Annotated in this window: 21 protein-coding genes and 1 pseudogene; 15 read left to right on the plus strand and 7 right to left on the minus strand. The window is 74.4% G+C overall.

Annotated elements, in window-relative coordinates; translation table 11 throughout:
• Positions 1–306: 306 nt before the first annotated feature.
• Positions 307–798 (plus strand): chaplin, encoded by a 492-nt coding sequence (locus AB0N31_RS01055; RefSeq protein WP_366056183.1) that lies wholly within the window; start codon positions 307–309, stop codon positions 796–798.
• A gap of 37 nt (positions 799–835) precedes the next feature.
• On the opposite strand, the gene AB0N31_RS01060 is transcribed toward AB0N31_RS01055, so the two are convergent.
• Positions 836–1,333: a nucleoside deaminase gene (locus AB0N31_RS01060; protein ID WP_366056184.1), complete on the minus strand. Its 498-nt coding sequence runs from the start codon at positions 1,331–1,333 to the stop codon at positions 836–838.
• A 108-nt stretch (positions 1,334–1,441) separates the two neighbouring features.
• Between AB0N31_RS01060 and AB0N31_RS01065 the strand changes: the two genes are divergently transcribed.
• Together AB0N31_RS01065 and AB0N31_RS01070 are read left to right on the plus strand one after the other, a co-directional pair.
• Positions 1,442–2,224, plus strand: coding sequence for a GNAT family N-acetyltransferase (locus tag AB0N31_RS01065; protein ID WP_366056185.1), 783 nt, complete (start codon positions 1,442–1,444; stop codon positions 2,222–2,224).
• A 224-nt stretch (positions 2,225–2,448) separates the two neighbouring features.
• The gene (locus AB0N31_RS01070) at positions 2,449–4,164 is read left to right on the plus strand and encodes an alpha/beta hydrolase (RefSeq protein WP_366056186.1); all 1,716 of its coding nucleotides are present in this window, start codon (positions 2,449–2,451) and stop codon (positions 4,162–4,164) included.
• A 90-nt stretch (positions 4,165–4,254) separates the two neighbouring features.
• Here the strand turns inward: AB0N31_RS01070 and AB0N31_RS01075 are convergent, their stop codons facing one another.
• Positions 4,255–4,695 (minus strand): SPW repeat protein, encoded by a 441-nt coding sequence (locus AB0N31_RS01075; RefSeq protein WP_366056187.1) that lies wholly within the window; start codon positions 4,693–4,695, stop codon positions 4,255–4,257.
• Between the two features lie 203 nt (positions 4,696–4,898).
• Between AB0N31_RS01075 and AB0N31_RS01080 the strand changes: the two genes are divergently transcribed.
• A complete protein-coding gene (locus AB0N31_RS01080) occupies positions 4,899–5,852 on the plus strand; it encodes a MerR family transcriptional regulator (RefSeq protein WP_366056188.1) in 954 nt (317 codons plus the stop codon).
• A 258-nt stretch (positions 5,853–6,110) separates the two neighbouring features.
• On the opposite strand, the gene AB0N31_RS01085 is transcribed toward AB0N31_RS01080, so the two are convergent.
• Entirely contained in the window at positions 6,111–6,806 is a 696-nt protein-coding gene (locus AB0N31_RS01085) for a type 1 glutamine amidotransferase domain-containing protein (protein ID WP_366056189.1), read from the minus strand.
• 153 nt (positions 6,807–6,959) lie between these two features.
• Between AB0N31_RS01085 and AB0N31_RS01090 the strand changes: the two genes are divergently transcribed.
• Complete coding sequence (locus AB0N31_RS01090; RefSeq protein WP_366056190.1) at positions 6,960–7,868, plus strand: LysR family transcriptional regulator; 909 nt, start codon at positions 6,960–6,962, stop codon at positions 7,866–7,868.
• A gap of 134 nt (positions 7,869–8,002) precedes the next feature.
• On the opposite strand, the gene AB0N31_RS01095 is transcribed toward AB0N31_RS01090, so the two are convergent.
• Together AB0N31_RS01095 and AB0N31_RS01100 are read right to left on the minus strand one after the other, a co-directional pair.
• The gene (locus AB0N31_RS01095; RefSeq protein WP_366056191.1) at positions 8,003–9,367 is read right to left on the minus strand and encodes a deoxyribodipyrimidine photo-lyase; all 1,365 of its coding nucleotides are present in this window, start codon (positions 9,365–9,367) and stop codon (positions 8,003–8,005) included.
• A 70-nt stretch (positions 9,368–9,437) separates the two neighbouring features.
• Positions 9,438–10,964, minus strand: a complete 1,527-nt coding sequence (locus tag AB0N31_RS01100; RefSeq protein WP_366056192.1) for an SDR family oxidoreductase — start codon at positions 10,962–10,964, stop codon at positions 9,438–9,440.
• Between the two features lie 125 nt (positions 10,965–11,089).
• Between AB0N31_RS01100 and AB0N31_RS01105 the strand changes: the two genes are divergently transcribed.
• From AB0N31_RS01105 to AB0N31_RS01115, 3 genes are all read left to right on the plus strand, one after another.
• Positions 11,090–11,596: a MarR family transcriptional regulator gene (locus AB0N31_RS01105; protein WP_366056193.1), complete on the plus strand. Its 507-nt coding sequence runs from the start codon at positions 11,090–11,092 to the stop codon at positions 11,594–11,596.
• Between the two features lie 140 nt (positions 11,597–11,736).
• Positions 11,737–13,869: an MMPL family transporter gene (locus AB0N31_RS01110; RefSeq protein ID WP_366056194.1), complete on the plus strand. Its 2,133-nt coding sequence runs from the start codon at positions 11,737–11,739 to the stop codon at positions 13,867–13,869.
• A 73-nt stretch (positions 13,870–13,942) separates the two neighbouring features.
• A complete protein-coding gene (locus AB0N31_RS01115) occupies positions 13,943–14,110 on the plus strand; it encodes a hypothetical protein (protein ID WP_363089407.1) in 168 nt (55 codons plus the stop codon).
• 81 nt (positions 14,111–14,191) lie between these two features.
• On the opposite strand, the gene AB0N31_RS01120 is transcribed toward AB0N31_RS01115, so the two are convergent.
• Positions 14,192–15,223, minus strand: coding sequence for an acyl-CoA dehydrogenase family protein (locus AB0N31_RS01120; RefSeq protein WP_366056195.1), 1,032 nt, complete (start codon positions 15,221–15,223; stop codon positions 14,192–14,194).
• Between the two features lie 117 nt (positions 15,224–15,340).
• Here AB0N31_RS01120 and AB0N31_RS01125 point away from each other — a divergent pair, with 117 nt between their 5' ends.
• The 7 genes and pseudogenes from AB0N31_RS01125 to AB0N31_RS01155 all read left to right on the plus strand — a co-directional run bounded on the left by AB0N31_RS01125 (position 15,341) and on the right by AB0N31_RS01155 (position 22,089).
• Complete coding sequence (locus tag AB0N31_RS01125; RefSeq protein WP_366056304.1) at positions 15,341–15,691, plus strand: YciI family protein; 351 nt, start codon at positions 15,341–15,343, stop codon at positions 15,689–15,691.
• Positions 15,691–16,878, plus strand: coding sequence for an RNA polymerase sigma factor (locus tag AB0N31_RS01130; RefSeq protein WP_366056196.1), 1,188 nt, complete (start codon positions 15,691–15,693; stop codon positions 16,876–16,878). Before AB0N31_RS01125 ends, AB0N31_RS01130 begins: the two co-directional genes overlap by 1 nt.
• 140 nt (positions 16,879–17,018) lie before the next feature.
• Positions 17,019–18,341, plus strand: a complete 1,323-nt coding sequence (locus AB0N31_RS01135; RefSeq protein ID WP_366056197.1) for an aldehyde dehydrogenase family protein — start codon at positions 17,019–17,021, stop codon at positions 18,339–18,341.
• Between the two features lie 254 nt (positions 18,342–18,595).
• Positions 18,596–19,486 (plus strand): glycoside hydrolase family 19 protein, encoded by an 891-nt coding sequence (locus AB0N31_RS01140; RefSeq protein ID WP_366056198.1) that lies wholly within the window; start codon positions 18,596–18,598, stop codon positions 19,484–19,486.
• Positions 19,483–20,403 (plus strand): annotated as a pseudogene (locus AB0N31_RS01145) (aldo/keto reductase); the annotation flags it as partial. The gene AB0N31_RS01140 and the pseudogene AB0N31_RS01145, both read left to right, overlap by 4 nt.
• 145 nt (positions 20,404–20,548) lie before the next feature.
• Positions 20,549–20,941 (plus strand): VOC family protein, encoded by a 393-nt coding sequence (locus tag AB0N31_RS01150; protein WP_366056199.1) that lies wholly within the window; start codon positions 20,549–20,551, stop codon positions 20,939–20,941.
• 77 nt (positions 20,942–21,018) lie between these two features.
• Complete coding sequence (locus tag AB0N31_RS01155) at positions 21,019–22,089, plus strand: adenosine deaminase (RefSeq protein ID WP_366056200.1); 1,071 nt, start codon at positions 21,019–21,021, stop codon at positions 22,087–22,089.
• Here AB0N31_RS01155 and AB0N31_RS01160 read toward each other — a convergent pair.
• On the minus strand, positions 22,071–22,586 hold the full coding sequence (locus AB0N31_RS01160) for a DinB family protein (protein WP_366056201.1): 516 nt from the start codon (positions 22,584–22,586) through the stop codon (positions 22,071–22,073). The genes AB0N31_RS01155 and AB0N31_RS01160 overlap by 19 nt on opposite strands.
• Between the last annotated feature and the right edge of the window lie 33 nt (positions 22,587–22,619).

A 22,619-nucleotide genomic window follows, 5' to 3' on the forward strand; every position in this document is an offset into this window, starting at 1 on the left:
GACCGGGGACCGGTGCCCCGGCCCACGATAGGCGGGCTCCCAGGGACCCGCCTTTCGGACGCCGGGCGGCCCCGCGCGAGGCCCGTCGGGCGGGCACCGCGAGGACGCCGTGCCGCCCGTGTCCCGCGCGGGCGGCGACGGCACGACGCGCATCGTCGCCGGTTCGAGAGGAGTGACCCCCATGGGAGTGAAAGACCGTTTGGCCATGACTCGCATGGTTCCGCCGCGTTCCACGGGGTGACGGGCGAGCGCCCGCGACCATGTCTGGAAGGCAGGGACCCCATGAGACGGGTTACCCGAGACGGTGTGATCGCCGTCGCCGCCTCGGGCGCGCTGCCCGTAGCCGCACCCGCGTTCGCCGACTCCGCGGCGGACGCGACCGCGGCGAACTCGCCCGGGCTGGTCTCCGGCAACGGCGTCCAGCTGCCGGTCCAGCTCCCGGTGAACGTGAGCGGCAACAGCGTCGACGTCGTCGGCATCGCCGACCCGGCGTTCGGCAACCCGTCCGTCAACGTCTCGGACGAGGAGCCGGCGCCACCCGCCGGGTCCAGGCCGGAGCCGCCGACGCGGCACACCCCGCCGGCCGCGTCCCACGCGGACCCGACGGCGGTGCCGCCCGCCCCGGCGCCGCACACCATGTCCGCCCTCGCCCGCACGGGCGCCGCCGCCCTCGCCCGCACGGGCGCCGCCGCCCTCGCCCGCACGGGCGCCGCCGCCCCCGCTCTCGCGGGCGCCGCGGCGCTGATCCTCGGCGGAGCGGTCCTCCACCGCCGGTTCCGCCCCGGCGCGGGGCGCTGACCGGCCGCCCCCGCACGGCCGTGGGCGCCGCGGGGGCCTACGGCCGCTCCCGCTCCGCCCGCACGCCGTGGAACCGCCGGTGCAGCGCCCGCACCTCCTCCACCAGCTCGGGCACCGGCCCCTCCACCGGCACGCCGGGGGCGATCTCCTGGACCGGCAGAGCCCGTACGGGCGCCGCGGGCACGCCCCACCCGGAGAGCCAGGCCGTCAGCTGGGCGGACGAGGCGACGTACACGATGCGGCCCAGGCCGACCCAGGCGTGGGCGGCCGCGCACATCGGGCAGTGCTCGCCGGACGTGTACACCGTGGCCGCCGCCCGTTCCCCGGGCGACAGGTGTGCCGCGGACCAGCGGGCCAGTGCGAACTCGGGGTGGCGGGTGCGGTCGCCGGACGCCACCCGGTTGTGGTCCTCGGCGAGCACGGTCCCGTCGGCCCCCACCAGCACCGAGCCGAACGGCTCGTCCCCGGTCCGCAGCGCCTCCTCGGCGAGCGCGACGCAGCGACGCAGATGCGGGAGTTCGTCGTCCTTCGGCATGACGTGCGGCTCTCCTCGTCCTCGTGCGGGTCTCCGGCGTCCAGGGTAGGACCGCCGGCCCCCGGTAAATCCGTTGATCGCATCGGGGCGCCCTGCTGGAGTGGCCCCATGGACAACGCCGCGGTACTCGCCCTGTACGACCGGGACATGCGCGAAGGCGCGCTTCCCGAGAGCCCCGGCGCACGCGTCGAACGCGTCGGGCGGGTGGTCCGCCACGTCGGCTCCGAGGGCGGCTGGAACGGCGTCGTGTGGTCCGGCCTGGACTCCGCGGACGCGGACGCGGACGCGGCGATCGCCGAGCAGGTCGCGTACTTCGGCGGACTCGGCCGGGACTTCGAGTGGAAGCTCTACGGGCACGACCGGCCCGCCGACCTGGGGCGCCGCCTCGTGGCGGCCGGCTTCGTGCCCGAGCCGGAGGAGACCCTGATGATCGGTGAGACCGCCGCACAGCTCGTCGGCGCCGAACTGCCCGAGGGACTCCGCATCGTGCCCGTCACCGACCGGGCGGGCGTCGACCTCATGGCCGAGGCGAACGAGAGGGCGTTCGGCAGGGACGCCGGCTGGCTGCGGGACCTGATGCGGGACCGCCTCGCCACGGACCCGGACAACGTCGTCGCCCTCGTCGTCCTCGCCGGCGACGAACCGGTCAGCTCGGCCCGCATGGAACTCGTCCCCGGCACACGGTTCGCCGGTCTGTGGGGAGGCGGCACCTCCGAGGCCTGGCGCGGCCGCGGCATCTACCGGGCCCTGGTCGCCCATCGCGCCCGCGTCGCCGCCGACCGCGGCTACCGCTACCTCCAGGTCGACGCCTCCGACCAGAGCCGCCCCATCCTCCAGCGCCTCGGCTTCGCGCCCCTGACCACGACGACGCCGTACGTGTACACGCCGTAGGACCGTCCGTCCGGCGGACCTTCGCGGTGCGCCCCGGACCGCACCGGCGGCGCGCTCGGCCCGGGCGCTGCTGACCCGCCGGTGCGTTCGATGTCCGCACCACGACGCCGTACCGCCCGTTCGGACGCGTGTCGGTTGCCCGGGGGCCGGGTCGCCGGTGGTATGGCTGCGGGGCCGCTGTCGCAGGGCCCGGCTCCCGTCAGTCGCCAGGGAAGGGCCCGCCCATGCCACGGACCGTCGTACGGATGCCGCTCAGAGGGACCGCCGATGCGGCGGCCGGGGCGTTGGTGATGCTGCTCGCAGGGGTCGGCCCGGCGTCCGCGGGCGGCCCGGGCGGTGACGTCGGCGTCGTCCTGCGGTGGAAGCCCTGCGAGGGGGAGACGCAGGCCGGGTTCGAGTGCGCGGTGGCGAACGTGCCGCTCGACCACACCCGCCCCGAGCACCGCACCATCGAGCTGGCCGTCATCCGTCACCGCGCCGCCGAACCGGCCGGGCGGGCCGGCACGCTGTTCTTCAACCCCGGCGGTCCGGGCGGCCCGGGCACCCTCGGACTGCCGGAACTGTACGAGAAGTTCCCCCGCGCACTGCGCGACCGCTACGACATCGTCAGCTGGGACCCGCGAGGCGTCGGCGAGAGCACGGCCGTGCGCTGCTTCGCCACCGCCGGGGAGGCCGCCGCCTGGCAGGCCGAGGTGCCGCCGTTCCCGGTGGGAGAGCGGGAACGGCGCGCGTTCACCGCCGCGTACGCCGACCTCGCGCGGCGCTGCGAGCGGCGCGACCCGGAGCTGTTGCGCCACATCTCCACCGCCGACACCGCCCGCGACCTGGAGTTGCTGCGCCGCGCGACGGGGCAGGAACGGCTGAACTACTGGGGCATCTCCTACGGCACGCTGCTCGGCGCGACCTACGCGAACCTGTTCCCCGAGCGGGTCGGGCGCCTGGTGCTCGACGGGAACGTGGACCCGCAGGCGTGGGTGAACCGGGGCGCGACCGGCGAGCCCGAACTGAACACCTTCCTGCGGCTCGGCTCCCACGTGGGCTCGGCCGACACACTGGAGCAGTTCCTCGACCACTGCGGCCGGGCGCCCGTGACGGAGTGCGTGTTCTCGGCGGGCAGCCCGGCGGCCACCCGGGCCAAGTACCACTCCCTGCTGCGACGCCTGGCGAAGCGGCCGGTCGGGGGGTGGACGTACGCGCGGACGGTGAGCGAGGTGCGGGGCGGGCTCTACACCGTGCACCCCGGCTGGGCCGGGATCGCGGACACGCTCCAGGGGCTGTGGGACGGCCGGGCGCCCGTCGACCCCGGCACCGCGGTGGCGGAACCCGCGCGGTACCCGGGCTTCGAGCAGTCGGTCGCGGTGCTGTGCGCGGAGAGTCCCGACCCGCGTTCGCCGGGCCGCTACCCCGCCCTGGAACGACGGGCGGTGGCGGAGGCCGGCGCGCTCGGCAGCTGGTGGGCCTGGGCCAACGAGCCGTGTGCCGGGTGGCCGGCGCGGGCGGCGCGGCCGTACACCGGTCCGTGGGACCGTCCGACCGCCCACCCGGTACTGGTGGTCAACCCGACCCACGACCCCTCGACCCCCTACCGGTCGGGCCGCGCGACGGCCGCGGAGCTGGGCCGTGCGCGCCTGCTGACGCTCGACGGGTACGGGCACACCGCGCTGGACAATCCCAGCGCCTGCGTGGGGCGGCACGTGGTGCGCTACTTCCTGACCGGTGCGCTGCCGCCGGTGGGCGCGCGCTGTGCCCAGGACCTCCCGCCGTTCGTCGAGCGGGTCCCGGAGCCCACGGCGCCGTCCGCCTCGGCCGGCACGCCGACGAGGACCGGGCCGCCGGCCGGCCCGCCGGAGCCGCTGCTGCCGGCGTACGGCGTCTGGCCGCCGGAGATCGTCTCGGGACTGCTGCCGCCGCCTCACGCCGCGGTGGCCGGCCGCCGCTGACCCGCGGCCGGCGCCCGGCCGCAGGCCGCGCGGACGACGGAAGGCGGCCCGGCCGGACCGCCTTCCTGTCTCCCGTCCGTGCCGCGGGGGTTACGCGCGGGGGACCCTCTTCGCCGCCGTACCGGCGCACACCAGCCCGAGGACCAGTGCCAGGGCCCCGATGACGATGTTGTTGACGACCACCCCGGCGTCCGGGCTGTCGCCGACGATCCACGGGGCGACGATCATCCATATGCCGAGCGCGCACATGGCCCAGCTCAGTCCGTACATACGGGCGGGAGCCGCGGTGAACCCGAGCGCGAGCAGACCGATCGCGATGCCGGCGATCAGGTTGTGCGTCACGAGCGCGGGCTGGCTGACGGTGTAGTGGAGTACCCACGGGGACACGGCGCAGTACAGACCGAGCAGGAACACCGGTCCGTCCACGAGCGCCACATCGCGACCACCGAGCATGCGGTCGTACCTGGTCCGCATCTCGGGAGCATCCGGGTGAGTCGACATGTCGCCTCTGGAGTGCGAGACGTTGGCCATGACCCATCTCCTTCGACTTGCAGGCCTGACCGCTTCGATGCGGTGTGCGGTATGCGCCGCTTCATTCCATTGTGCTCTTATTTTTCCTTTATGTGTAGAGCTTCGCGCCCGCGTCCCGTGCGCACGGCCGCAACTCCTTCCGCATCGCCCCCGTCCGCGGGCGCGCCGCACTCCGCCTCGTTCCGGCGTCGTATCGTCGGCTCATGCGAGAGTCCCCGAACCCCGACGACGTCGGCCTGACGACCGGCACGCTGGCCCGTCGGCTGGGCGTGGCACCCACCACGTTGCGTTCCTGGGACCGCCGCTACGGCCTCGGACCGGTGGAGCGCGACGGCGGACGGCACCGCCGCTGGCGCCCGGACGACGTGGCCGTGGTCGAGGCCATGTGCCGGCTGACGTCGGCCGGTGTGCCGCCCGCGGAGGCGGCCAGGGCCGCGAGAGCGGGCGCCGACACGCCGCCCCGGACGGCCGGGGCCCCGTCGGGGCGCTCCCGCGCGGCCGGCGCGCTGCCCCTGGGCGCCGACGTCCGCCAGGAGTGCCGGGGCCTGGCCCGTGCCGCGGTACGGCTGGACGCGCCCGCCGTGGAGGAGCTGCTGGCCGAAGCCGTCGAACGGCACGGGCTGCCCGTCGCCTGGGAGGAGGTGATGGTGCCGGCCCTGCACGCGGTGGGACGCAAGTGGGAGTCCTCCGGCGACCGGTACGTGGAGGTCGAGCACCTGCTGTCCTGGCACGTGTCGACCACCCTGCGCCGCGTCACGGGTCCGCCCGCGGCGGGCCGGCGCACGGAGGACGCCGGGCCCGTGATGCTGGCGTGCGTGCCGGGGGAGCAGCACACCCTGCCGCTGGAGGCGCTCAACGCGGCCCTGCTCGAACGCGGCACGGCCACCCGCATGTTCGGGGCGGCCGTCCCGGCCGAGGCGCTCGCCGCGGCGGTCAGCCGTCTGGGCCCGGTCGCCGTGGTCCTGTGGGCGCAGGCCCGCTCCACGGCGAGCCCGGCGCTCGCCCGGCAGGTCGCGGACATGCGGTGGGGCGTCAGCGGCGCGCGGCGCGGGCCGACGGTGGTGCTCGGCGGCCCCGGGTGGGCGGGGCGCTCCGCGCGGGGGCTGCCGCGACCGGCGGGACTGAAGGAGGCCCTGACCCTGCTGTCGGGCAGGTGAGGACCGCTGCGGACCGGTGGGTCCCCGCCGGGTCCGGGCGGGCGGTGGGTGTCCGGCGCGTCCTCCGAGCCGGCGACCGTGCCGGAAGAGGCGGCCCCGTCCGCTTCAGAGGCCCTCCCCGTCTCGGCGGCCCTTGCCGTCCAGCGGCTCACGGGACGCGCGGAGTCGCCCGCGAGCCGCTGGACAGGCCGGATCCGGCTGGTGCGGGGCATCCGGAGGCGGTGTCCGGGGCCTCGCGGAGCCGGCCGGCCGGCGGGGTCAGGCCAGCTTCTTCAGCAGCTCGGCGGCGAGCGGGACCGAGGAGGCCGGGTTCTGGCCGGTGACGAGGTTGCCGTCCACGATCACGTGCGGCGCCCACGGCTCGCCGATCTGCACGTCGACGCCCGCCGCGGTCAGCCGGTCCTGGAGGAGCCACTCGGCCTTGTCGCCGAGACCGGCCTGCATCTCCTCGTCGTTGGTGAAGGCGGCGACGCGGCGGCCGGCGAAGGCGTTGGTGCCGTCCTCCTTCACGGCTGCCAGCAGGGCGGCCGGGCCGTGGCAGACGACGCCGAGCGCCGTACCGGACTCCAGGGCGGTCGTGAGGATGCGGCCGGAGGCGGCGTCGACGGCCAGATCCTCCATCGGGCCGTGCCCGCCGGGGTAGAAGACGGCCGCGTAGTCGGCGAGGTCCACGTCCTCCAGGCGCACCGGACGCCGCAGCTCGGTCATCTTCTCGAGTCCGGCCGCGACGCGGTCGGCCCCTTCCTGGCCGCCGTTCGACTCGGCCGAGAGGCTGCCCTTGTCCACCGGCGGGACCACGCCGCCCGGCGTGGCGACGACCACCTCGTGGCCCGCCGCACGGAACGCCTCGTACGGGGCGACGGCCTCCTCGGCCCAGAAGCCGGTGGGGTGCAGGCTGCCGTCGGCGAGCGTCCAGTGGTCCGCGCCGGTCATCACGAAAAGGATCTTTGCCATGGTGGTCTCTCCGGGGGGTCGTCCCTGACGCCCCGGGTGCGGAGCGTCGGTGTGTCGATGCCCTGAACCTAGGCCGTCAAGCCATAGGCAACCAATGAGAATTCCAATACCAGGTATGGGAATCCCGATGGCCCGCACGGAATACTGCGCACGGTGGACCAAAGTCATCACCTGGACCTGAACCTGCTGCGGACCTTCCTCGCGGTCTACCGCTCGGGGTCGTTCACCGGCGCCGCCCAGCTGCTCGGACTCTCGCAGCCGACCGTGACGACGCAGATGCGGACCCTGGAGCGGCAGGCCGGACGGGAGCTGTTCGAGCGGCTTCCGCGCGGCGTCGCCCCGACCGCCGTCGCCGACGCGCTGGCCGCGCGGATCGCGGCGCCGCTCGACGAGCTGGCCACGGTGGCCGGGCCCGGCCCGGCCACGGCGGGGCGCGCCGATCCCGTGCACCTCGCCGGTCCCGCGGAACTGCTGTGCCTGCGCGTACTGCCCGCACTCGCGCCGCTGGCGGCCGAAGGCGTCCGGCTGCGCGTGGCGCCGGGCCTGACCGAGCCGCTGCTCGACGAGCTGCGGGCCGGACGGCACGACCTGGTCATCGCCACGACCCGCCCGCGCGGCCGCACCCTGACCTCGACGCCCTTCATGGACGAGGAGTTCGTCCTGGTCGTCGCGCCCGCCTGGGCCGAGCGGCTCGGCGACCGGCCGGCCGCCGAACTGCCGGCGGCCCTGCACCCGGTCCCGCTGGTCACCTACGCGCAGGACCTGCCGATCGCCCGCCGCTACTGGCGGCACGTCTTCGGCCGACGGCTGTCCGGTTCCGCCGCCGTGACCGTGCCCGACCTGCGCGGTGTGCTCGCCGCGGTCGTCGCGGGCGCGGGTTTCACCGTCCTGCCGCGCTATCTCTGCCTCGACGAGCTGGCCTCGGGTGCCCTCGTCGCCCTGCACGAGCCGGAGGACCCGCCGATCAACACGGCCTTCCTCGTCCAGCGGCCCGGAGCGGTGGAGAACCCGGACGTCACGCGCGTCCGCGAGCTGCTGCTGGACGCGGGCCGCACGTGGTGAGCGGATCCGCGCGCAGGTGGGAGACCGATGACCGCGGAAGCCGACGCCGCCGTGGCCATCGGGCCGCACACACGGCGACGGCCCTGCGGTGCGACGTCCCGCGCCGCCGTCCGTCCACCGGCACCGCCCGCGCCTCAGCCGAGTCCGCGCGCCCGCCGGAAGCGGGCCAGCCCTTCGGACAGCTCGACCACCGGGTCGGGGTAGCCGGCCGCCGCCCGGTCCGGACCGCGCAGCCGCCACGGCTCGTGCACCGCCGCGCCCTCGATCCCCGCCAGTTCCGGTACCCAGCGCCGCACGTACGCCCCGTCCGGGTCGTACCGCTTGGCCTGGGTGACCGGGTTGAGGACCCGGTTGGGGCGGCTGTCGGTGCCGGTGCCCGCGACCCACTGCCAGTTGAGCTGATTGTTCGCCATGTCCCCGTCAATGAGCAGTTCCAGGAAGTGGCGCGCGCCGATCCTCCAGTCGACGTACAGCGTCTTGGTGAGGAAACTCGCCGTCAGCAGCCGGCCCCGGTTGTGCATCCAGCCCTCGTGGCGCAGCTGTCGCATCGCCGCGTCCACGATCGGGTAGCCGGTACGGCCCTCCCGCCACGCCTCGATGTCGTCGCGGGCGGTCCGCTCGGTGCGCCAGTCGTCGTGCCGGGGCCGGTAGTCGGCGACGGCGGCGGCCGGACGGGCCGCCAGCACCTGACGGTGGAAGTCGCGCCAGGCGACCTGCCGTACGAACGCCTCGGCGCCCGCGCCGCCCGCCGCACGGGACCGGCGCACGAGTTCGACGGGGGAGAGGGTGCCGAAGTGCAGATGGGGCGACAGCCGGGAGGTGGCGTCGCCGGCCAGGTCGTCGTGCCGGTCCTCGTACGCGGCGATCCCGTGGCGCAGCCAGGCCGCCAGCCGTGCCCGCCCCTCGCGCTCGCCGCCCGCCGCCAGCCCCTCGGACACGCCCGCGTGCGCCGGGAGTTGCTCCGAGCCGACGCCGTCCGGGACGGTGACGGCTCGGGGCGCGTCGAGCACCTCCCGCAGCCGCTCCCGCGACCAGCGCCGGAAGTACGGCGTGAACACGGCGAAGCGGTCCGACCCGGCCGGTGTCACCGCCCCCGGCGCGACGGCGGCCGTCACGGCGTCGTGCACGTGCAGCCGTACGCCCTTCGCTTCCAGGGCGTGCCGCAGCCGCTCCTCGCGGTGCTGCGCGTAGCGGCTGACGTCGGCCGCCAGATGGACCTCGTCGGCGCCCGCCTCGCCGGTGACCCGGCACACCTCCTCGACGACGTCCCCCGACCGGAGCACGAGCCGTCCGCCCCGTTCGCGCAGCCCCGCGTCCAGATCCCGCAGACAGTCGGCGAGGAAGGCCAGCCGGTTGGGCACGGCGAACCCGGCGGCGTCGACGGCCCGGTCGCGCACGAACAGCGGGACCACCTCCCGGGCCCCTTCCAGAGCCGCCCGCAGCGGCGGATGGTCGTGCAGCCGCAGGTCGGAGGTGAACAGGACGACGGAGACGTTCATGACGTTGACTTCCGACTGGGGTGAGGGGCCACCGGGTGCTTCCGAGGCGAGGCACCAGGCGGATGCGCGCTCATGCGGCGGACGTCCGGCCGGGAGCCTCGGCCGCCGCGGCCCGGGCGATGTTGCGGGCCATGCCGCCGAACACCACCGCGTGGAAGGGGGAGACACTCCACCAGTACGCCTGGCCGAGCAGCCCGTGCGGATGGAACAGGGCGCGCTGGCGGTAGCGGGTGCCGCCCGTCCCGTCCGTCTCCGCGGACATCTCCAGCCAGGCCAGACCCGGCAGCCGCATCTCGGCCCGCAGCCGGAGCAGGCGTCCGGGCTCGATCTCCTCGACCCGCCAGAAGTCCAGCGAGTCGCCGACCCGCAGACGCGCCGCGTCGCGCCGGCCCCGGCGCAGTCCCACCCCGCCGACCAGCCGGTCCAGCCATCCGCGCACCGCCCAGGCCAGCGGGAAGGAGTACCAGCCGTTGTCGCCGCCCACCCCCTCGATCACCCGCCACAGCGACTCCCGGGAGGCGTGCACGGCCACCTCCCGGCAGTCGGTGTACAGGCTGCCGCCCGCCCAGTCCGGGTCGGTCGGCAGCGGGTCGCTGGGAGCGCCGGGCAGGGAGGCGGAGGACCAGCGGGTGACGACCTCGGCGTCGCGGACCCGCCGCAGCGCCAGCCGTACCGCCTCGTCGAAACCCACCGGATGTCCGGGCGGGTCCGGCACGTACCGGGCGATGTCGTGCTCCTGGCACACCACCTCGTGACGCAGCGACTCGGTGAGCGGCCGCGCGATGGAGGCGGGCACGGGCGTCACGAGACCCACCCAGTGGCTGGAGAGCCGGGGGGTGAGCACGGGCACCGGGACGATGATCCGGCGCGGCAGACCCGCCACCGCGGCGTAGCGGATCATCATCTCCCGGTACGTCAGCACCTCCGGCCCGCCGATGTCGAAGGCCCGGTTGACGTCCTCCGGCATCCGGGCGCTGCCGACCAGGGTGCGCAGCACGTCCCGGACGGCGACGGGCTGGATCCTGGTGCGCACCCAGCTCGGCGTGACCATGACGGGCAGGCGTTCGGTGAGGTAGCGGAGCATCTCGAAGGAGACCGAGCCCGAGCCGATGACCACGGCCGCCCGCAGCACGGTCGTCGGCACACCCGAACCCAGCAGGATGCGGCCGACCTCGGCGCGCGAACGCAGGTGCGGCGACAGCTCCCGCTCGGGGACACCGGGCGGGGTGAGCCCCCCGAGGTAGACGATACGGCGCACCCCGGCGGCGCGGGCCCGCTCGCCGAAGATCCGTGCCGCCCGCCGGTCGGTCTCCTCGAAGTCCCGGCCCGAGCCCAGGGCGTGCACCAGGTAGTAGGCGATGTCGACGTCCCGCATCGCCTCCGCGATCGACGCGGCGTCCGTGACGTCCCCGCGCACCACCTCCACCTCCCCGGCCCACGGGTGGTCGCGCAGCCGTTCGGGGGAGCGGGCCAGGCAGCGCACCCGGTGGCCGGCCGCCAGCAGTTCCGGGACGAGCCGGCCGCCGATGTAGCCCGTGGCGCCGGTGACCAGGCAGCGGAGAGGTTCGTGGCCGTGGCCTTGGCCCTGTGCGGTCATGAGTCCTCGGTCCTTCGCGTCGACGTCCCCACTCGGTATGCCTTCCCCGTGGGGGCGGGCAGCGGATGCGCGACGCGGTCCGAGGGCACGATCGGGTGATCGCGGGCAACGGCTACGCTGATCGCGTGGCCACAGGGAACGATCGGGAGCAGCACGAACGGGGACGGGACGCGGACGCGCCCGCGCCACCGACCGACCTGTACGCCTTCGCGGTCCGGCTGCGGCGGATGAACGGCGAGATCAACCGGCTGGTGCACGGGTTCGCGGGCGACCAGGGGCTGCACGCCACGGACGTCCAGGCGCTGGCGGCGATCCTCGACGCCGAGGAGCCCATGACCCCCAAGCGGTTGCGCGAGCACCTCGGGCTGACCTCCGGCGCCGTCACCGCGTGCGTCGACCGGCTGGAGCGCGCCGGCCACGTCCGGCGGGTCCGCGAGAGCGCCGACCGCAGAGTGGTGCACCTGCAGTACGTGTCGGACGCCCGGTCCGCGGCGCGGGCCCATTTCCGGCCCCTGGCCGAGGCGACGCAGGCCGCCCGGTCCCGTTTCACCGAGGAAGAGCTGTCGGTGGTCCTGCGCTTCCTGGCGGCGATGAACGAGGAACTCTCGGGGATAGCCACCCTCGGCCGCTGAGAACGGGGCAGGGTCCGGCGCATCCGCCGACCCCGCAGGGGCAGAAGAACGGACGCAGTCTAAGATCGCCCCGTCCAGGATTACTCAATCATTGAGATTGTTAGTCATCGAGATATCTGTCCCTTCGCAGCAGGAGAACGATGTCCACCACCCTTCGACGCGCCCGACGGCTCGTCCCGGTCCTGCTCGTCGCCGTATGGCTGGTCCTCGGCGGCGTCCTCGGACCGTTCGCCGGGCGCCTGGGCGAGGTCGCCACGAACGACCAGGCCGCCTTCCTGCCGCGCAGCGCCGAATCGACCGAGGTCATCAGCGCCCAGCGGGCCTTCCGCCAGGACGAGACCCTGCCGGCCATCGTCGTGTGGACGTCGGACCGGGACACCGGGGTGGCGGACCGGCGCGAGGGCGCGGCCCAGGCGCTCGCCTCCCTCGCCGACGCCCCGGGAGTGGCGGGCCGGGTCTCGCCCGCGCTGCTCTCCGAGGACGGCAAGGCCCTGGAGGGCGTGGTGCCGCTGCGTCCCGACCTCGGGGAGGAGCTGGCCCCGGCCCTGGAGCGGATCCGTGCCGCGGCCGAGCGGGTCCCCGGCACCACCGTCCGACTGGCCGGACCGGCCGCGACCCAGGCCGACCTCTCCGACGCGTTCGCCGGCATCGACGGCCTGCTCCTCGCCGTCGCGCTGGTGACCGTCCTGGTGATCCTGCTGCTCGTCTACCGCAGTGTGCTGCTCCCCCTGGTGATCATCGTCGGTGCCGTCCTCGCGCTCGGCCTCGCCTGCGCCGTCGTCTACGTGCTCGCCGACCACGACGTGGTGCGCGTGGACGGGCAGGTCCAGGGCATCCTGTCGATCCTCGTCATCGGCGCGGCCACCGACTACGCCCTGCTCCTGACCGCCCGCTACCGCGAGGAACTCGCCTCCCGCACGGACCGGTTCGCGGCCATGCGGGCCGCGCTGGGCCGGTCCTGGAGCACGGTGGTGGCCAGTGCCGCGACCGTCGCCCTCGGCCTGCTCGCCCTGTTGCTCAGCGACCTCACCAACAACCGGGCCCTGGGGCCCGTCGGGGCCATCGGCATCATCGCCGCCGTGGTGAGCACGCTGACGTTCCTGCCCGCCGTCCTGGTGCTGCTCGGCCGTGCCGCCTACTGGCCCGCCAAGCCCGGGCCCGCCGACGGTCAGGGGGCCGGCGGCCGGATCTGGCACCGGGTCGCGGCCCTGGTGGACCGCGCCCCCCGCAAGGTGTGGGCGGTGTCGCTGGCCGGCCTGCTCGCCTGCGCGGCGTTCGCGCCCACCCTCACCTCCAAGGGCGTCCCGCTGGACGAGACCTTCGTCAACGACGCCCCGTCCGTGGCGGCCCAGCAGACGCTCGCCCGGCACTTCCCCGGCGGTGCGGGCAACCCGGTGGTGGTCATCGCCGACGCCGACCGGCTCACGAAGGTGGTCGAGACGTCCCGTACGACCGACGGCGTGGCCTCGGCCGCGGCGGTGAGCGCGTCCGGAGCGCCCGGCGGGGAAACGCTCGTCGTCGGCGGACGGGCCCGCGTCGACGTCACCCTGAAGGCGGCGGCGGACAGCGACGCGGCCAAGGACACGGTGGCGCGGCTGCGTACCGCGCTGCACGCCGTTCCCGGCGCGGACGCCCTGGTGGGCGGCTACACGGCCCAGCAGTACGACACCCTGCGCACCGCCGAGCGCGACCGCGCCCTGATCGTGCCGGTGGTCCTCGCCATCATCTTCGTCATCCTGACCGTGCTGCTGCGTTCGCTGCTCACGCCCGCCCTGCTGGTGGCCACCGTGGGGCTGAACTTCCTCGCCACCCTGGGGGTCTCCAGCCTCGTCTTCGAGCATGTGTTCGGCTTCACCGGCACGGATCCGTCCGTTCCGCTGTACGGGTTCGTCTTCCTCGTGGCGCTGGGCGTCGACTACAACATCTTCCTCATGTCCCGGGTGCGTGAGGAGTCCCTGCGGCACGGGGTCCGCGAGGGTGTGCTGCGAGGCGTGATCAGCACCGGCGGTGTCATCACCTCCGCCGGGGTGGTGCTGGCCGCCACCTTCGCCGCGCTCGGCGTGATCCCGCTGGCCTTCCTCGTGCAGATCGCCTTCATCGTCGCTTTCGGCGTGCTGCTCGACACGCTCGTCGTGCGTTCGCTGCTGGTGCCCGCCCTGGTGCGGGACCTCGGCGCCCGCGCCTGGTGGCCGGGACGGCTCGGCCGCGACAGCGACAGCGACCGCGACCGTGATCTCGACCGCCCGGGTGTCACCCGGGTGGACGCGTCCTGAACATGCTTCGGCCGGCAGCGGGCAGGCGTAGGTGACGGACGTGTTCGTATCGAATCGGGAGGTGTCTGCCGCTATGGGCGCGAAGGTGTTGGAGCGTTTCCCCGCGGGAGCCCCGCGCGGATCGTGGCCGGCGGAGGAGTCCGCGGCCAGGCGGCGGGCCGAGGGGGAGCCCGCCACCGTGGTGATGGACCTGAAGTCGGACGCCTTCCTCGTCGTGGTTCAGGCGGGCGACGAGGACTGAGGCCGAACGGACGGCCGGTGCCCGCCCCACGGGGCGGGCACCGGCCGTCCCCGTGCGCACACGCCCCACGGGGAACGGACCCTAGCGGCCCGCCAAGGCGTCGAGGTGGGCCCCGCGGGACTCCCGCGTCTGGCCCTGGACCATGAGGAACAGGGCCTCCCGTGCCAGCCGCTGGGCCCGGTTCGTCAGCGACAGGGACCGGCCGCCGCCCGCCACCACCGCCGCCGTCGTGGCCGCGTGCAGCACCTCGTACGCCCGGATCCTGACGGCCAGACGCTCCTCCGTGTGCTCGTGCGGAACCGGATGGTCGGCCAGGGCGTAGGCCCGGTCGCGGACCCCGGTGAGACGGGCGCGCAGGGCGGCCGCCGTGTCCTCGTCCAGCAGGGCGAGGGCCGCCTCCGTCACACCGAACACCGCCGGGTTCGCGGCCACCGTCTTCGGGCGGTCCGCCGCGGCCCACCGCGCGAACGGCGTCCGCAGCGCCACCGCCTCCTCCGGCAGCCGCAGCCCGTCCAGCTCCAGGGACACCGTGCGGGCCGCGGTCAGCGCGGTCAGCCGCATCGGTGCCGAGGCCCGCAGCCCCGGCTGCTCCCGCGCCTCGGTGAAGGCGAACAGCGCCTCGTCGGCGTCGGTCACACCGGCCAGCAGCATCACGTCGTTCAGCCCCCACCCCGTGTACCAGGGGACCCGTCCGTCGAAGCGCCAGCCGTCGCCGTCCCGGGTGACCCGCACCGGAATCCGCGGATGCGCCCGCAGATGGGCGTAGGCGACACCCGACAGCAGCTCGCCGCGGGCCAGGGGCCCCAGCAGCCGTTCGCGGACCGGGTGCTCGCTCCTGGCGAGCGTCAGGACCGGCGTGTGGTGCTGGGTCTGCACGAACCAGGTCGAGCAGCACGCCCCGGCGAGGATCTCCGCCGTCTCCCGCACCACCGACGCGGGCGCGTCCGAGCCGCCGTACTCCTCGGGCGCGTGCAGGCCGAGCAGGCCCGAGCGCCGGATCTCCGTGAGATGACCGGTGGGGACCTCCGTCCGGTCCACCTCTTCGGCGTGCGGGGCGAGGAGGGCCTGGGCGAGGTGCCGGGCACGGGTGACGAGCGGGTGCGGTGCGGTCATGGACCGGATTCTTCCCGTGTCGCCGCGTGGGGTGTCGATCCGGGGGTGTTCCGTTCGTGTAGGAGGTGAAGGGCACCGCGGCACGGCGGTGCCGTGGACCGCGTCACGGAGGCCGCCATGAAGCACTACCTGCTCAGCGTGATCACCCCCACCGGTGGAGAGCCCCCCGCCGGGGAGGAGATGGCGCGGATCGGCCGCAACCTCGAGACCTTCCACCAGGAGCTGCGCGAGGCCGGCGCCTGGGTCTTCGCCGGCGGACTGCACGGCCCGGAGACGGCCACCGTGCTGCGGCCCGAGGGCGGTGACGTGCTGGTCACCGACGGGCCGTACGCCGAGGGCAAGGAACACCTCGGCGGGATCTGCGTCGTCAGGGCCCCGGACCTGGACGCCGCCCTGCACTGGGGCCGCCGCGCGACCTGGGCCACCACCCTGCCCGTCGAGGTGCGCCCCTTCATGGGCGAGGCCTGATGCCCCTCGACGTCGAGGCCGTGTTCCGCGCGGAGTACGGCCGTGCCGTCGCCGTCCTCGTCCGCTTCCTCGGCGACATCGACCTCGCCGAGGAAGCGGTGCAGGACGCGTTCACCACGGCCGTGCGCCGCTGGCCGGAGACCGGCGTCCCACCGAGCCCGGCCGGCTGGATCATCACCACCGCCCGCAACCGGGCGATCGACCGGCTGCGCCGCGAGTCGTCCCGGGACGCCCGGCACGTGGAGGCCGCCGTGCTGCGTGCGCCCATCCCGCCCGCCGAGGAGGGACCCGTGCACGACGACCGGCTCCGGCTGATCTTCACCTGCTGCCACCCGGCGCTCGCCCCGCAGGCGCGGGTCGCCCTCACCCTGCGGCTCCTCGGCGGGCTGAGCACCCGGCAGATCGCCCGCGCCTTCCTGGTGCCCGAGCCGACGATGGCGCAGAGGCTGGTCCGTGCCAAGAAGAAGATCCGCGACGCCCGGATCCCGTACCGGGTGCCCCGCGACGCCGACCTGCCCGACCGGCTCACGGGCGTCCTGACGGTCGTCTACCTGATCTTCAACGAGGGCTACACGGGCGAGCCCGGCCTGTGCGACGAGGCCGTACGTCTGGGCCGGCTCCTCGTCGAGCTGATGCCGGACGAGCCCGAGGCGTCGGGCCTGCTCGCGCTCATGCTGCTCGTCGAGTCGCGCCGGGCGGCCCGCCGGGGCGCGCACGGGGAACTGGTGCCGCTGCCCGAGCAGGACCGCGGGCGCTGGGACCGCGACCTGATCGCGGAGGGCCAGGACCTGGTCCGCCGCTGTCTGCGCCGCGACCGGCCCGGTCCGTACCGGATCCAGGCCGCGATCCAGGCCGTCCACAGCGACGCGCCGACCGCCGGTGCCACCGACTGGGGCCAGATCCTGCGGCTGTACGACCAGCTGACGGCCGTCGCCCCGAGCCCGGTCGTGGCCCTCAACCGGGCGGTCGCCGTGGCCGAGACGCAGGGCCCGCGCCAGGCCCTCGACCTCGTGGACGCGCTCGGCCTCGACGGCTACCACGTGTGGCACGCGGTCCGCGCCGACCTGCTCCGCCGGCTGGGCCGCACGCCCGAAGCGGTGCGCGCGTACGAGCGCGCGCTCGCGCTCACCGACAGCCCCGCCGAGCGGGCCCACCTCGACCGGCGCCGCGGCGAACCGCCCCGCTGATCCCGGTGGCAGGCCCGCGCGGGAAAGCGGCCGAGCCGGGGAATATGTTTTGGCGCATGAAAGGTTGGCATATACATCGAGTCGACCGCTCGCCACCCGTACCCAGGGCTGAGAAGCCCGCGCACCACCAGCGAGGCACCGTGAGCACCGCCATCCCCGAGCAGCCCGCCGACGTCGTCGCCCGGCTGCGCGCCACCTTCCGTACCGGCCGCACCAAGCCCGCCGCCTGGCGGACCGGACAGCTGCGCCGCCTGCGTGAGATGCTCACGGAACGGGGCGAGGACCTGGCCGCCGCCCTCCACGCCGACCTCGGCAAGAGCGCCACGGAGGCCTACCGCACCGAGATCGACTTCACGATCCGCGAGATCGACCACACCCTCGACCACCTCGACGACTGGCTGCGTCCCGAGCCCGCCCCGGCCCCCGCCCACCTCGGCGCCGACGCCCGCGCCTGGACCCAGTACGACCCGCTCGGTGTCGTCCTCGTCATCGCGCCCTGGAACTACCCCGCCCAACTGCTGCTCGCCCCGCTCGTCGGCGCCCTCGCCGCGGGCAACGCCGTCGTCGTCAAGCCCAGCGAGCTGGCCCCGGCGACCTCCGCCGCGCTGGCCCGGCTGCTGCCCGCCCACCTCGACACCGACGCGGTCGCCGTCGTCGAGGGCGGCGTCCCGGAGACCACGGCTCTGCTGGCCGAACGGTTCGACCACATCTTCTACACCGGCAACGGCACCGTCGGCCGCATCGTGATGCGGGCCGCCGCCGCGCACCTCACCCCGGTCACCCTCGAACTCGGCGGCAAGTCACCGGCGTTCGTCGACCGCGACACCGACCTCGCCGTCGTCGCCGACCGGCTGGCCCGCGGCAAGTTCCTCAACGCCGGCCAGACGTGCGTCGCCCCCGACTACGTCCTCACCGACCCCGCGACCGCCGCCGCCCTGGAACCCCTCCTCGCCCGGGCCGTCGAGAAGGTCTACGGCGCCGACCCGCAGACCTCCGGCGAGTACGGCCGGATCGTCAACGAGCGCCACTTCGACCGGCTCACCGGCCTGCTGGGCTCCGGCCGCGTCGTGGTCGGCGGCGGCAGCGACCGTGCGGACAGGTACATCGCGCCGACCGTCCTGGCCGACGTCGACCCCGCCTCGCCCGTCATGGGGGAGGAGATCTTCGGCCCGATCCTGCCGATCGTGACCGTCGACGGCCTCGACGGGGTGATCGCGTTCATCAACGACCGCGACAAGCCCCTCGCGCTGTACGTCTTCTCCCGGTCCGAGGAGACCCGCGCGCGCATCGCCGCCGAGACCTCCTCCGGCGGCCTCGGCCACGGTCTGCCGCTGGCCCATCTCACCGTCTCCGACCTGCCGTTCGGCGGAGTGGGGGAGAGCGGCATGGGCAACTACCACGGCCGGTACTCGATGGAGACCTTCAGCCACCGCAAGGCGGTGCTGGAGAAGCCGCTGGGCTGAGCCCCCGAGCAGGGCCGTCCTCCCTGGGCGCGGGAGGCTGCGGCGACACCCGGACAGGTCGCCCCGGCCACAACCCTGCCGGGTCGACTGGTCTACACCCTTGACTGGTACAGACCAAAGCGGTTGAGTGTGCCTCCACACCCCCCACCACGGCCGCCCCCGAGCCGTGACCGGCTCCACCGGTACGCGCACGAGGCCCGGCTCCGCCCTGCCCCGTGCCGGGGACGGCCGTGCTCCGTGAAGGAGTTGATCCCGTGTCGAGGCGCCGTATCTCCGCGGTCGTGACCGCGCTCGTCCTCTCCAGTGCCGTACCGGTGCTCCTGCCGGCCACGAGCGCGTCCGCCGCCGCCTGTTCGAGCTATCCCGCCTGGGTGGCCGGCAAGGCCTACCGCACCGGCGACATCGTCCGCTACACCGACGGCAGGGCCTACGTGGCCGAGCACGACAACCCGGGCTACGACCCCGTCATCAGCACCTGGTACTGGGAGCCGTACGCCTGCGACACCGGCCCCGGCACGCCGGTCGGCAGTTTCGTGGTCACCGAGGCGCAGTTCAACCAGATGTTCCCGGGCCGGAACTCCTTCTACTCCTACAGCGGTCTCACCGCCGCCCTCAGTGCCTACCCCGGCTTCACCACCACCGGCAGCGACACCACCAAGAAGCAGGAGGCGGCGGCCTTCCTCGCCAACGTCAGTCACGAGACCGGCGGTCTGGTGCACGTCGTCGAGCAGAACACCGCCAACTACCCGCACTACTGCGACTGGAGCCAGTGGTACGGCTGCCCGGCCGGCCAGGCGGCCTACTACGGGCGCGGCCCCATCCAGCTCAGCTGGAACTTCAACTACAAGGCCGCGGGCGATGCGCTCGGCATCGACCTCCTCAACAACCCCTGGCTGGTGCAGAACGACGCAGCCGTGGCCTGGAAGACGGCCCTGTGGTACTGGAACACCCAGAGCGGTCCCGGCACCATGACGCCGCACAACGCCATGGTCGACGGCGCCGGGTTCGGCCAGACCATACGCTCCATCAACGGCTCCCTGGAGTGCGACGGCAAGAACCCGGCGCAGGTGCAGAGCCGGGTGACCAAGTACCAGCAGTTCGCACAGATCCTGGGCGTCCCCCCGGGCGGCAACCTCTACTGCTGAACCCCGAGGGCCCGTGCCGCACTTCGGCGACGGCCTCGGATGCGATCACCGCGGACGCCGCGGGAACCTGGACACTCGGCGACACGACCGTGAGCCGCATCGGTCTCGGCGCGACGCGGCTCACGGGCGACGCCGCCTTCCACCTCGGCACGCCGGGCGACCGCGACCGGTCGATCGCCGTCCTGCGCAGGGCGGTCGACCTCGGTGTCGACCACATCGACACCGCCGCCTTCTCCTTCTCCTCCCTGCGCTCCACCAACGAACTCGTCAACAGCGCCCTCGCCCCGTACCCGGACGACCTGCTCATCGCCACCAAGGTCGGCCCCTTCCGCGACTGGTCGGGAGAGTGGGGCACCTCGGCCCGCCCCTAGGACCTCCGCGGCCACGTCGAGGAGAACCTGCGCCGGCCCGGGCGTGACCACCTCGACCTCGTCCACCTGCGCCGGATGGACCAGGAGTCGATCGCCGAACACTTCGGCGCCCTGGCGGAGCTGCGCCGGGCCGGCCTCGTCCGTCACCTCGGCATCTCCGGCGCGGAACCCCGCCACCTCGCCGAGGCGCAGGCCATAGCCCCGGTGGTCGCCGTCCAGAACCGCCACGGCCTCGGAGACCGCCCGCCCGCCACCGAGGAACTCCTGCGCCTCTGCCGCGACCAGGGCATCGCCTTCGTCCCGTTCCACGCCATCGCCGGCGAGAGCGGCCCGCGGGGCGCCACGACCGCCCACGGGGAAGCGGTCCTGGCGGCGGCCCGCGCCCACGGCGCGAGCCCCGCACAGATCCGGCTGGCCTGGATTCTCGCCCAGGGGCCGCACGTCCTGGCCATCCCCGGCACCGGCAACCCCGAGCACCTCGTCGAGAACGTGGCGGCGGGACGCCTCCGGCTGACGCCGGCGGAACCGGACCGCCTGAACGGGGCCCACGGCAAGGCGGACCGACCTCCGTCCTGTTCCCGCCGCGCCCACGGCGCGAGTCCGGACTCGGCGGGGTTCCCCGGAGGTGACTGGCGTCCGTCAAGTTTTACGTATAACCTCTCCCGCTAATCAGTCCTCCCGAAAGGTCCCGATGAGTCGCATCGCCCTGGTCACCCTCGTCGTCGACGACTACGACGAGGCGATCCGCTTCTACACCGAGGCCGTGGGTTTCCGCCTCGCCGAGGACGAGGCGCGTCCCGACGGATCGCGCTGGGTCGTCGTGCGGCCCGGCGATCACCAGGACGGCACCGGCCTGCTGCTGGCCAGGGCGAAGGACGGCGCCCAGCGCTCCCGGGTCGGCGACCAGACCGGCGGACGGGTCGGGTTCTTCCTGCACACCGACGACTTCGCGGGGGACCACGCCCGGATGCACGCCGCCGGAGTGACCTTCCTGGAGGAGCCCCGCCACGAGCCGTACGGCTCCGTCGCCGTCTTCCGGGACCTGTACGGGAACCGCTGGGACCTGCTCCAGCCCGCCGGCTGACCCCGCCGGTCCGCGCCCTCTCCCGCGCCCCGCATCCGCAACCCCGCCCCATCGCCCCGCCCGAGGAAAGATCCACCATGACCGCTACGCGCGTAGACTCCGCCATCCTCCGCCGGCTCCCCAAGGCCGTCCTGCACGACCACCTCGACGGCGGTCTGCGCCCCGCCACCGTCGTCGAGCTGGCGGCCGCGGTGGGCCACACCCTGCCGACCACGGACCCGCAGGAGCTGGCCGCCTGGTACTTCGAGGCCGCCAACTCCGGTGACCTGGTCAGGTACATAGCGACCTTCGAGCACACCCTCGCCGTCATGCAGACCCGCGAGGGCCTGCTGCGCACGGCGGAGGAGTACGTCCTCGACCTGGCCGCGGACGGCGTCGTCTACGCCGAGGTGCGCTACGCCCCCGAGCTGATGCTCGACGGCGGCCTGACCCTGCCCGAGGTCGTCGAGACCGTCCAGGAGGGCCTCGCGGCCGGCATGGCCAAGGCGGCCGCCGCCGGCACCCCGGTCCGCGTCGGCACCCTGCTGTGCGGCATGCGGATGTTCGACCGGACCCGCGCCACCGCCGACCTCGCGGTCGCCTTCCGGGACGCCGGCGTCGTCGGCTTCGACATCGCCGGCGCCGAGGACGGCTTCCCGCCCGCCGACCACCTGGACGCCTTCGCGCACCTGCGCCGCGAGAACGTCCCCTTCACCATCCACGCCGGCGAGGCGCACGGCCTGCCCAGCATCCACCAGGCCCTCCAGGTCTGCGGCGCCCAGCGCATCGGCCACGGCGTGCGCATCACGGACGACATCGTCGACGGCAAGCTCGGCCGCCTGGCCGGCTGGGTGCGGGACCGCCGGGTCGCGCTGGAGATGTGCCCGACGTCCAACCTCCAGACCGGCGCCGCCACCTCCATCGCCGAGCACCCGATCACCGCGCTGAAGGACCTCGGCTTCCGCGTCACCCTCAACACCGACAACCGGCTGGTCTCGGGGACGACGATGACGCGCGAGATGTCGCTGCTGGTCGAGGAGGCGGGCTGGACGGTCGAGGACCTGCGCACCGTCACGGTGAACGCCCTCAAGAGCGCCTTCGTCCCGTTCGACGAGCGCAAGGCCCTCATCGAGGACGTCGTCCTGCCGGGCTACGCGGCCGCGCTCTGAAGCAGTCCGCGCACATAGGCGGCCTGTCCGACGTGCTGGAGGTCGTCGGACAGGACGCTGACGAGGCGGACGCCGAGCGTGACCGGCGGGTCCCAGCGCTCGTCCACGACGCGCTCCAGGTCCGCCGCGGTCACCCCGCGCAGCGCCTGGAGGGTCTGCGCGTGGACGGCGTCGTGGTACCCGGTCAGCAGGTCGCCGTCGGTGACCCGTACCCCGGCGACCTGCGCCGCGCTGTGCCCGTACCCGGTGTCCCGGCGCGGCAGGCGCAGGCCGAACCGTTTCTCCCAGTCCTGTGAGAGCCACACCTGATCGAGCCCGAAGGCGTCGGCCACGTGGTCGTCCTGGACGCGGGTGAGGTGCCAGACCAGCCAGGCGACCGAGTTCGTCCCTGCGGTCGGCCGGGCGTTGAGGTCGTCCGGGTCGAGGCCGGCGACGGCGGCGCGGACCTCTTCCCGGACGCGGCCGTAGCCGTCGATGAGGATGTCCTTGGCATGCATGCGTCCACCATCGCGCACCCGCCGCCCCGGCGC

Origin of the sequence: Streptomyces sp. NPDC051051 (assembly GCF_040682975.1) — a bacterium.
Classification (GTDB): Bacteria; Actinomycetota; Actinomycetes; order Streptomycetales; family Streptomycetaceae; genus Streptomyces.

Bases quoted from the DNA above. Each gene is read 5' to 3' on its own strand.
- AB0N31_RS01150 (WP_366056199.1), top strand. From the start codon at position 20,549: ATGAGTCGCATCGCCCTGGTCACCCTCGTCGTCGACGACTACGACGAG.
- AB0N31_RS01155 (WP_366056200.1), top strand. From the start codon at position 21,019: ATGACCGCTACGCGCGTAGACTCCGCCATCCTCCGCCGGCTCCCCAAG.
- AB0N31_RS01160 (WP_366056201.1), bottom strand. From the start codon at position 22,586: ATGCATGCCAAGGACATCCTCATCGACGGCTACGGCCGCGTCCGGGAA.
- AB0N31_RS01100 (WP_366056192.1), bottom strand. From the start codon at position 10,964: ATGACCGCACAGGGCCAAGGCCACGGCCACGAACCTCTCCGCTGCCTG.
- AB0N31_RS01075 (WP_366056187.1), bottom strand. From the start codon at position 4,695: ATGGCCAACGTCTCGCACTCCAGAGGCGACATGTCGACTCACCCGGAT.
- AB0N31_RS01120 (WP_366056195.1), bottom strand. From the start codon at position 15,223: ATGACCGCACCGCACCCGCTCGTCACCCGTGCCCGGCACCTCGCCCAG.
- AB0N31_RS01115 (WP_363089407.1), top strand. From the start codon at position 13,943: ATGGGCGCGAAGGTGTTGGAGCGTTTCCCCGCGGGAGCCCCGCGCGGA.
- AB0N31_RS01130 (WP_366056196.1), top strand. From the start codon at position 15,691: ATGCCCCTCGACGTCGAGGCCGTGTTCCGCGCGGAGTACGGCCGTGCC.
- AB0N31_RS01080 (WP_366056188.1), top strand. From the start codon at position 4,899: ATGCGAGAGTCCCCGAACCCCGACGACGTCGGCCTGACGACCGGCACG.
- AB0N31_RS01110 (WP_366056194.1), top strand. From the start codon at position 11,737: ATGTCCACCACCCTTCGACGCGCCCGACGGCTCGTCCCGGTCCTGCTC.
- AB0N31_RS01125 (WP_366056304.1), top strand. From the start codon at position 15,341: ATGAAGCACTACCTGCTCAGCGTGATCACCCCCACCGGTGGAGAGCCC.
- AB0N31_RS01095 (WP_366056191.1), bottom strand. From the start codon at position 9,367: ATGAACGTCTCCGTCGTCCTGTTCACCTCCGACCTGCGGCTGCACGAC.
- AB0N31_RS01065 (WP_366056185.1), top strand. From the start codon at position 1,442: ATGGACAACGCCGCGGTACTCGCCCTGTACGACCGGGACATGCGCGAA.
- AB0N31_RS01060 (WP_366056184.1), bottom strand. From the start codon at position 1,333: ATGCCGAAGGACGACGAACTCCCGCATCTGCGTCGCTGCGTCGCGCTC.
- AB0N31_RS01070 (WP_366056186.1), top strand. From the start codon at position 2,449: ATGCCACGGACCGTCGTACGGATGCCGCTCAGAGGGACCGCCGATGCG.
- AB0N31_RS01085 (WP_366056189.1), bottom strand. From the start codon at position 6,806: ATGGCAAAGATCCTTTTCGTGATGACCGGCGCGGACCACTGGACGCTC.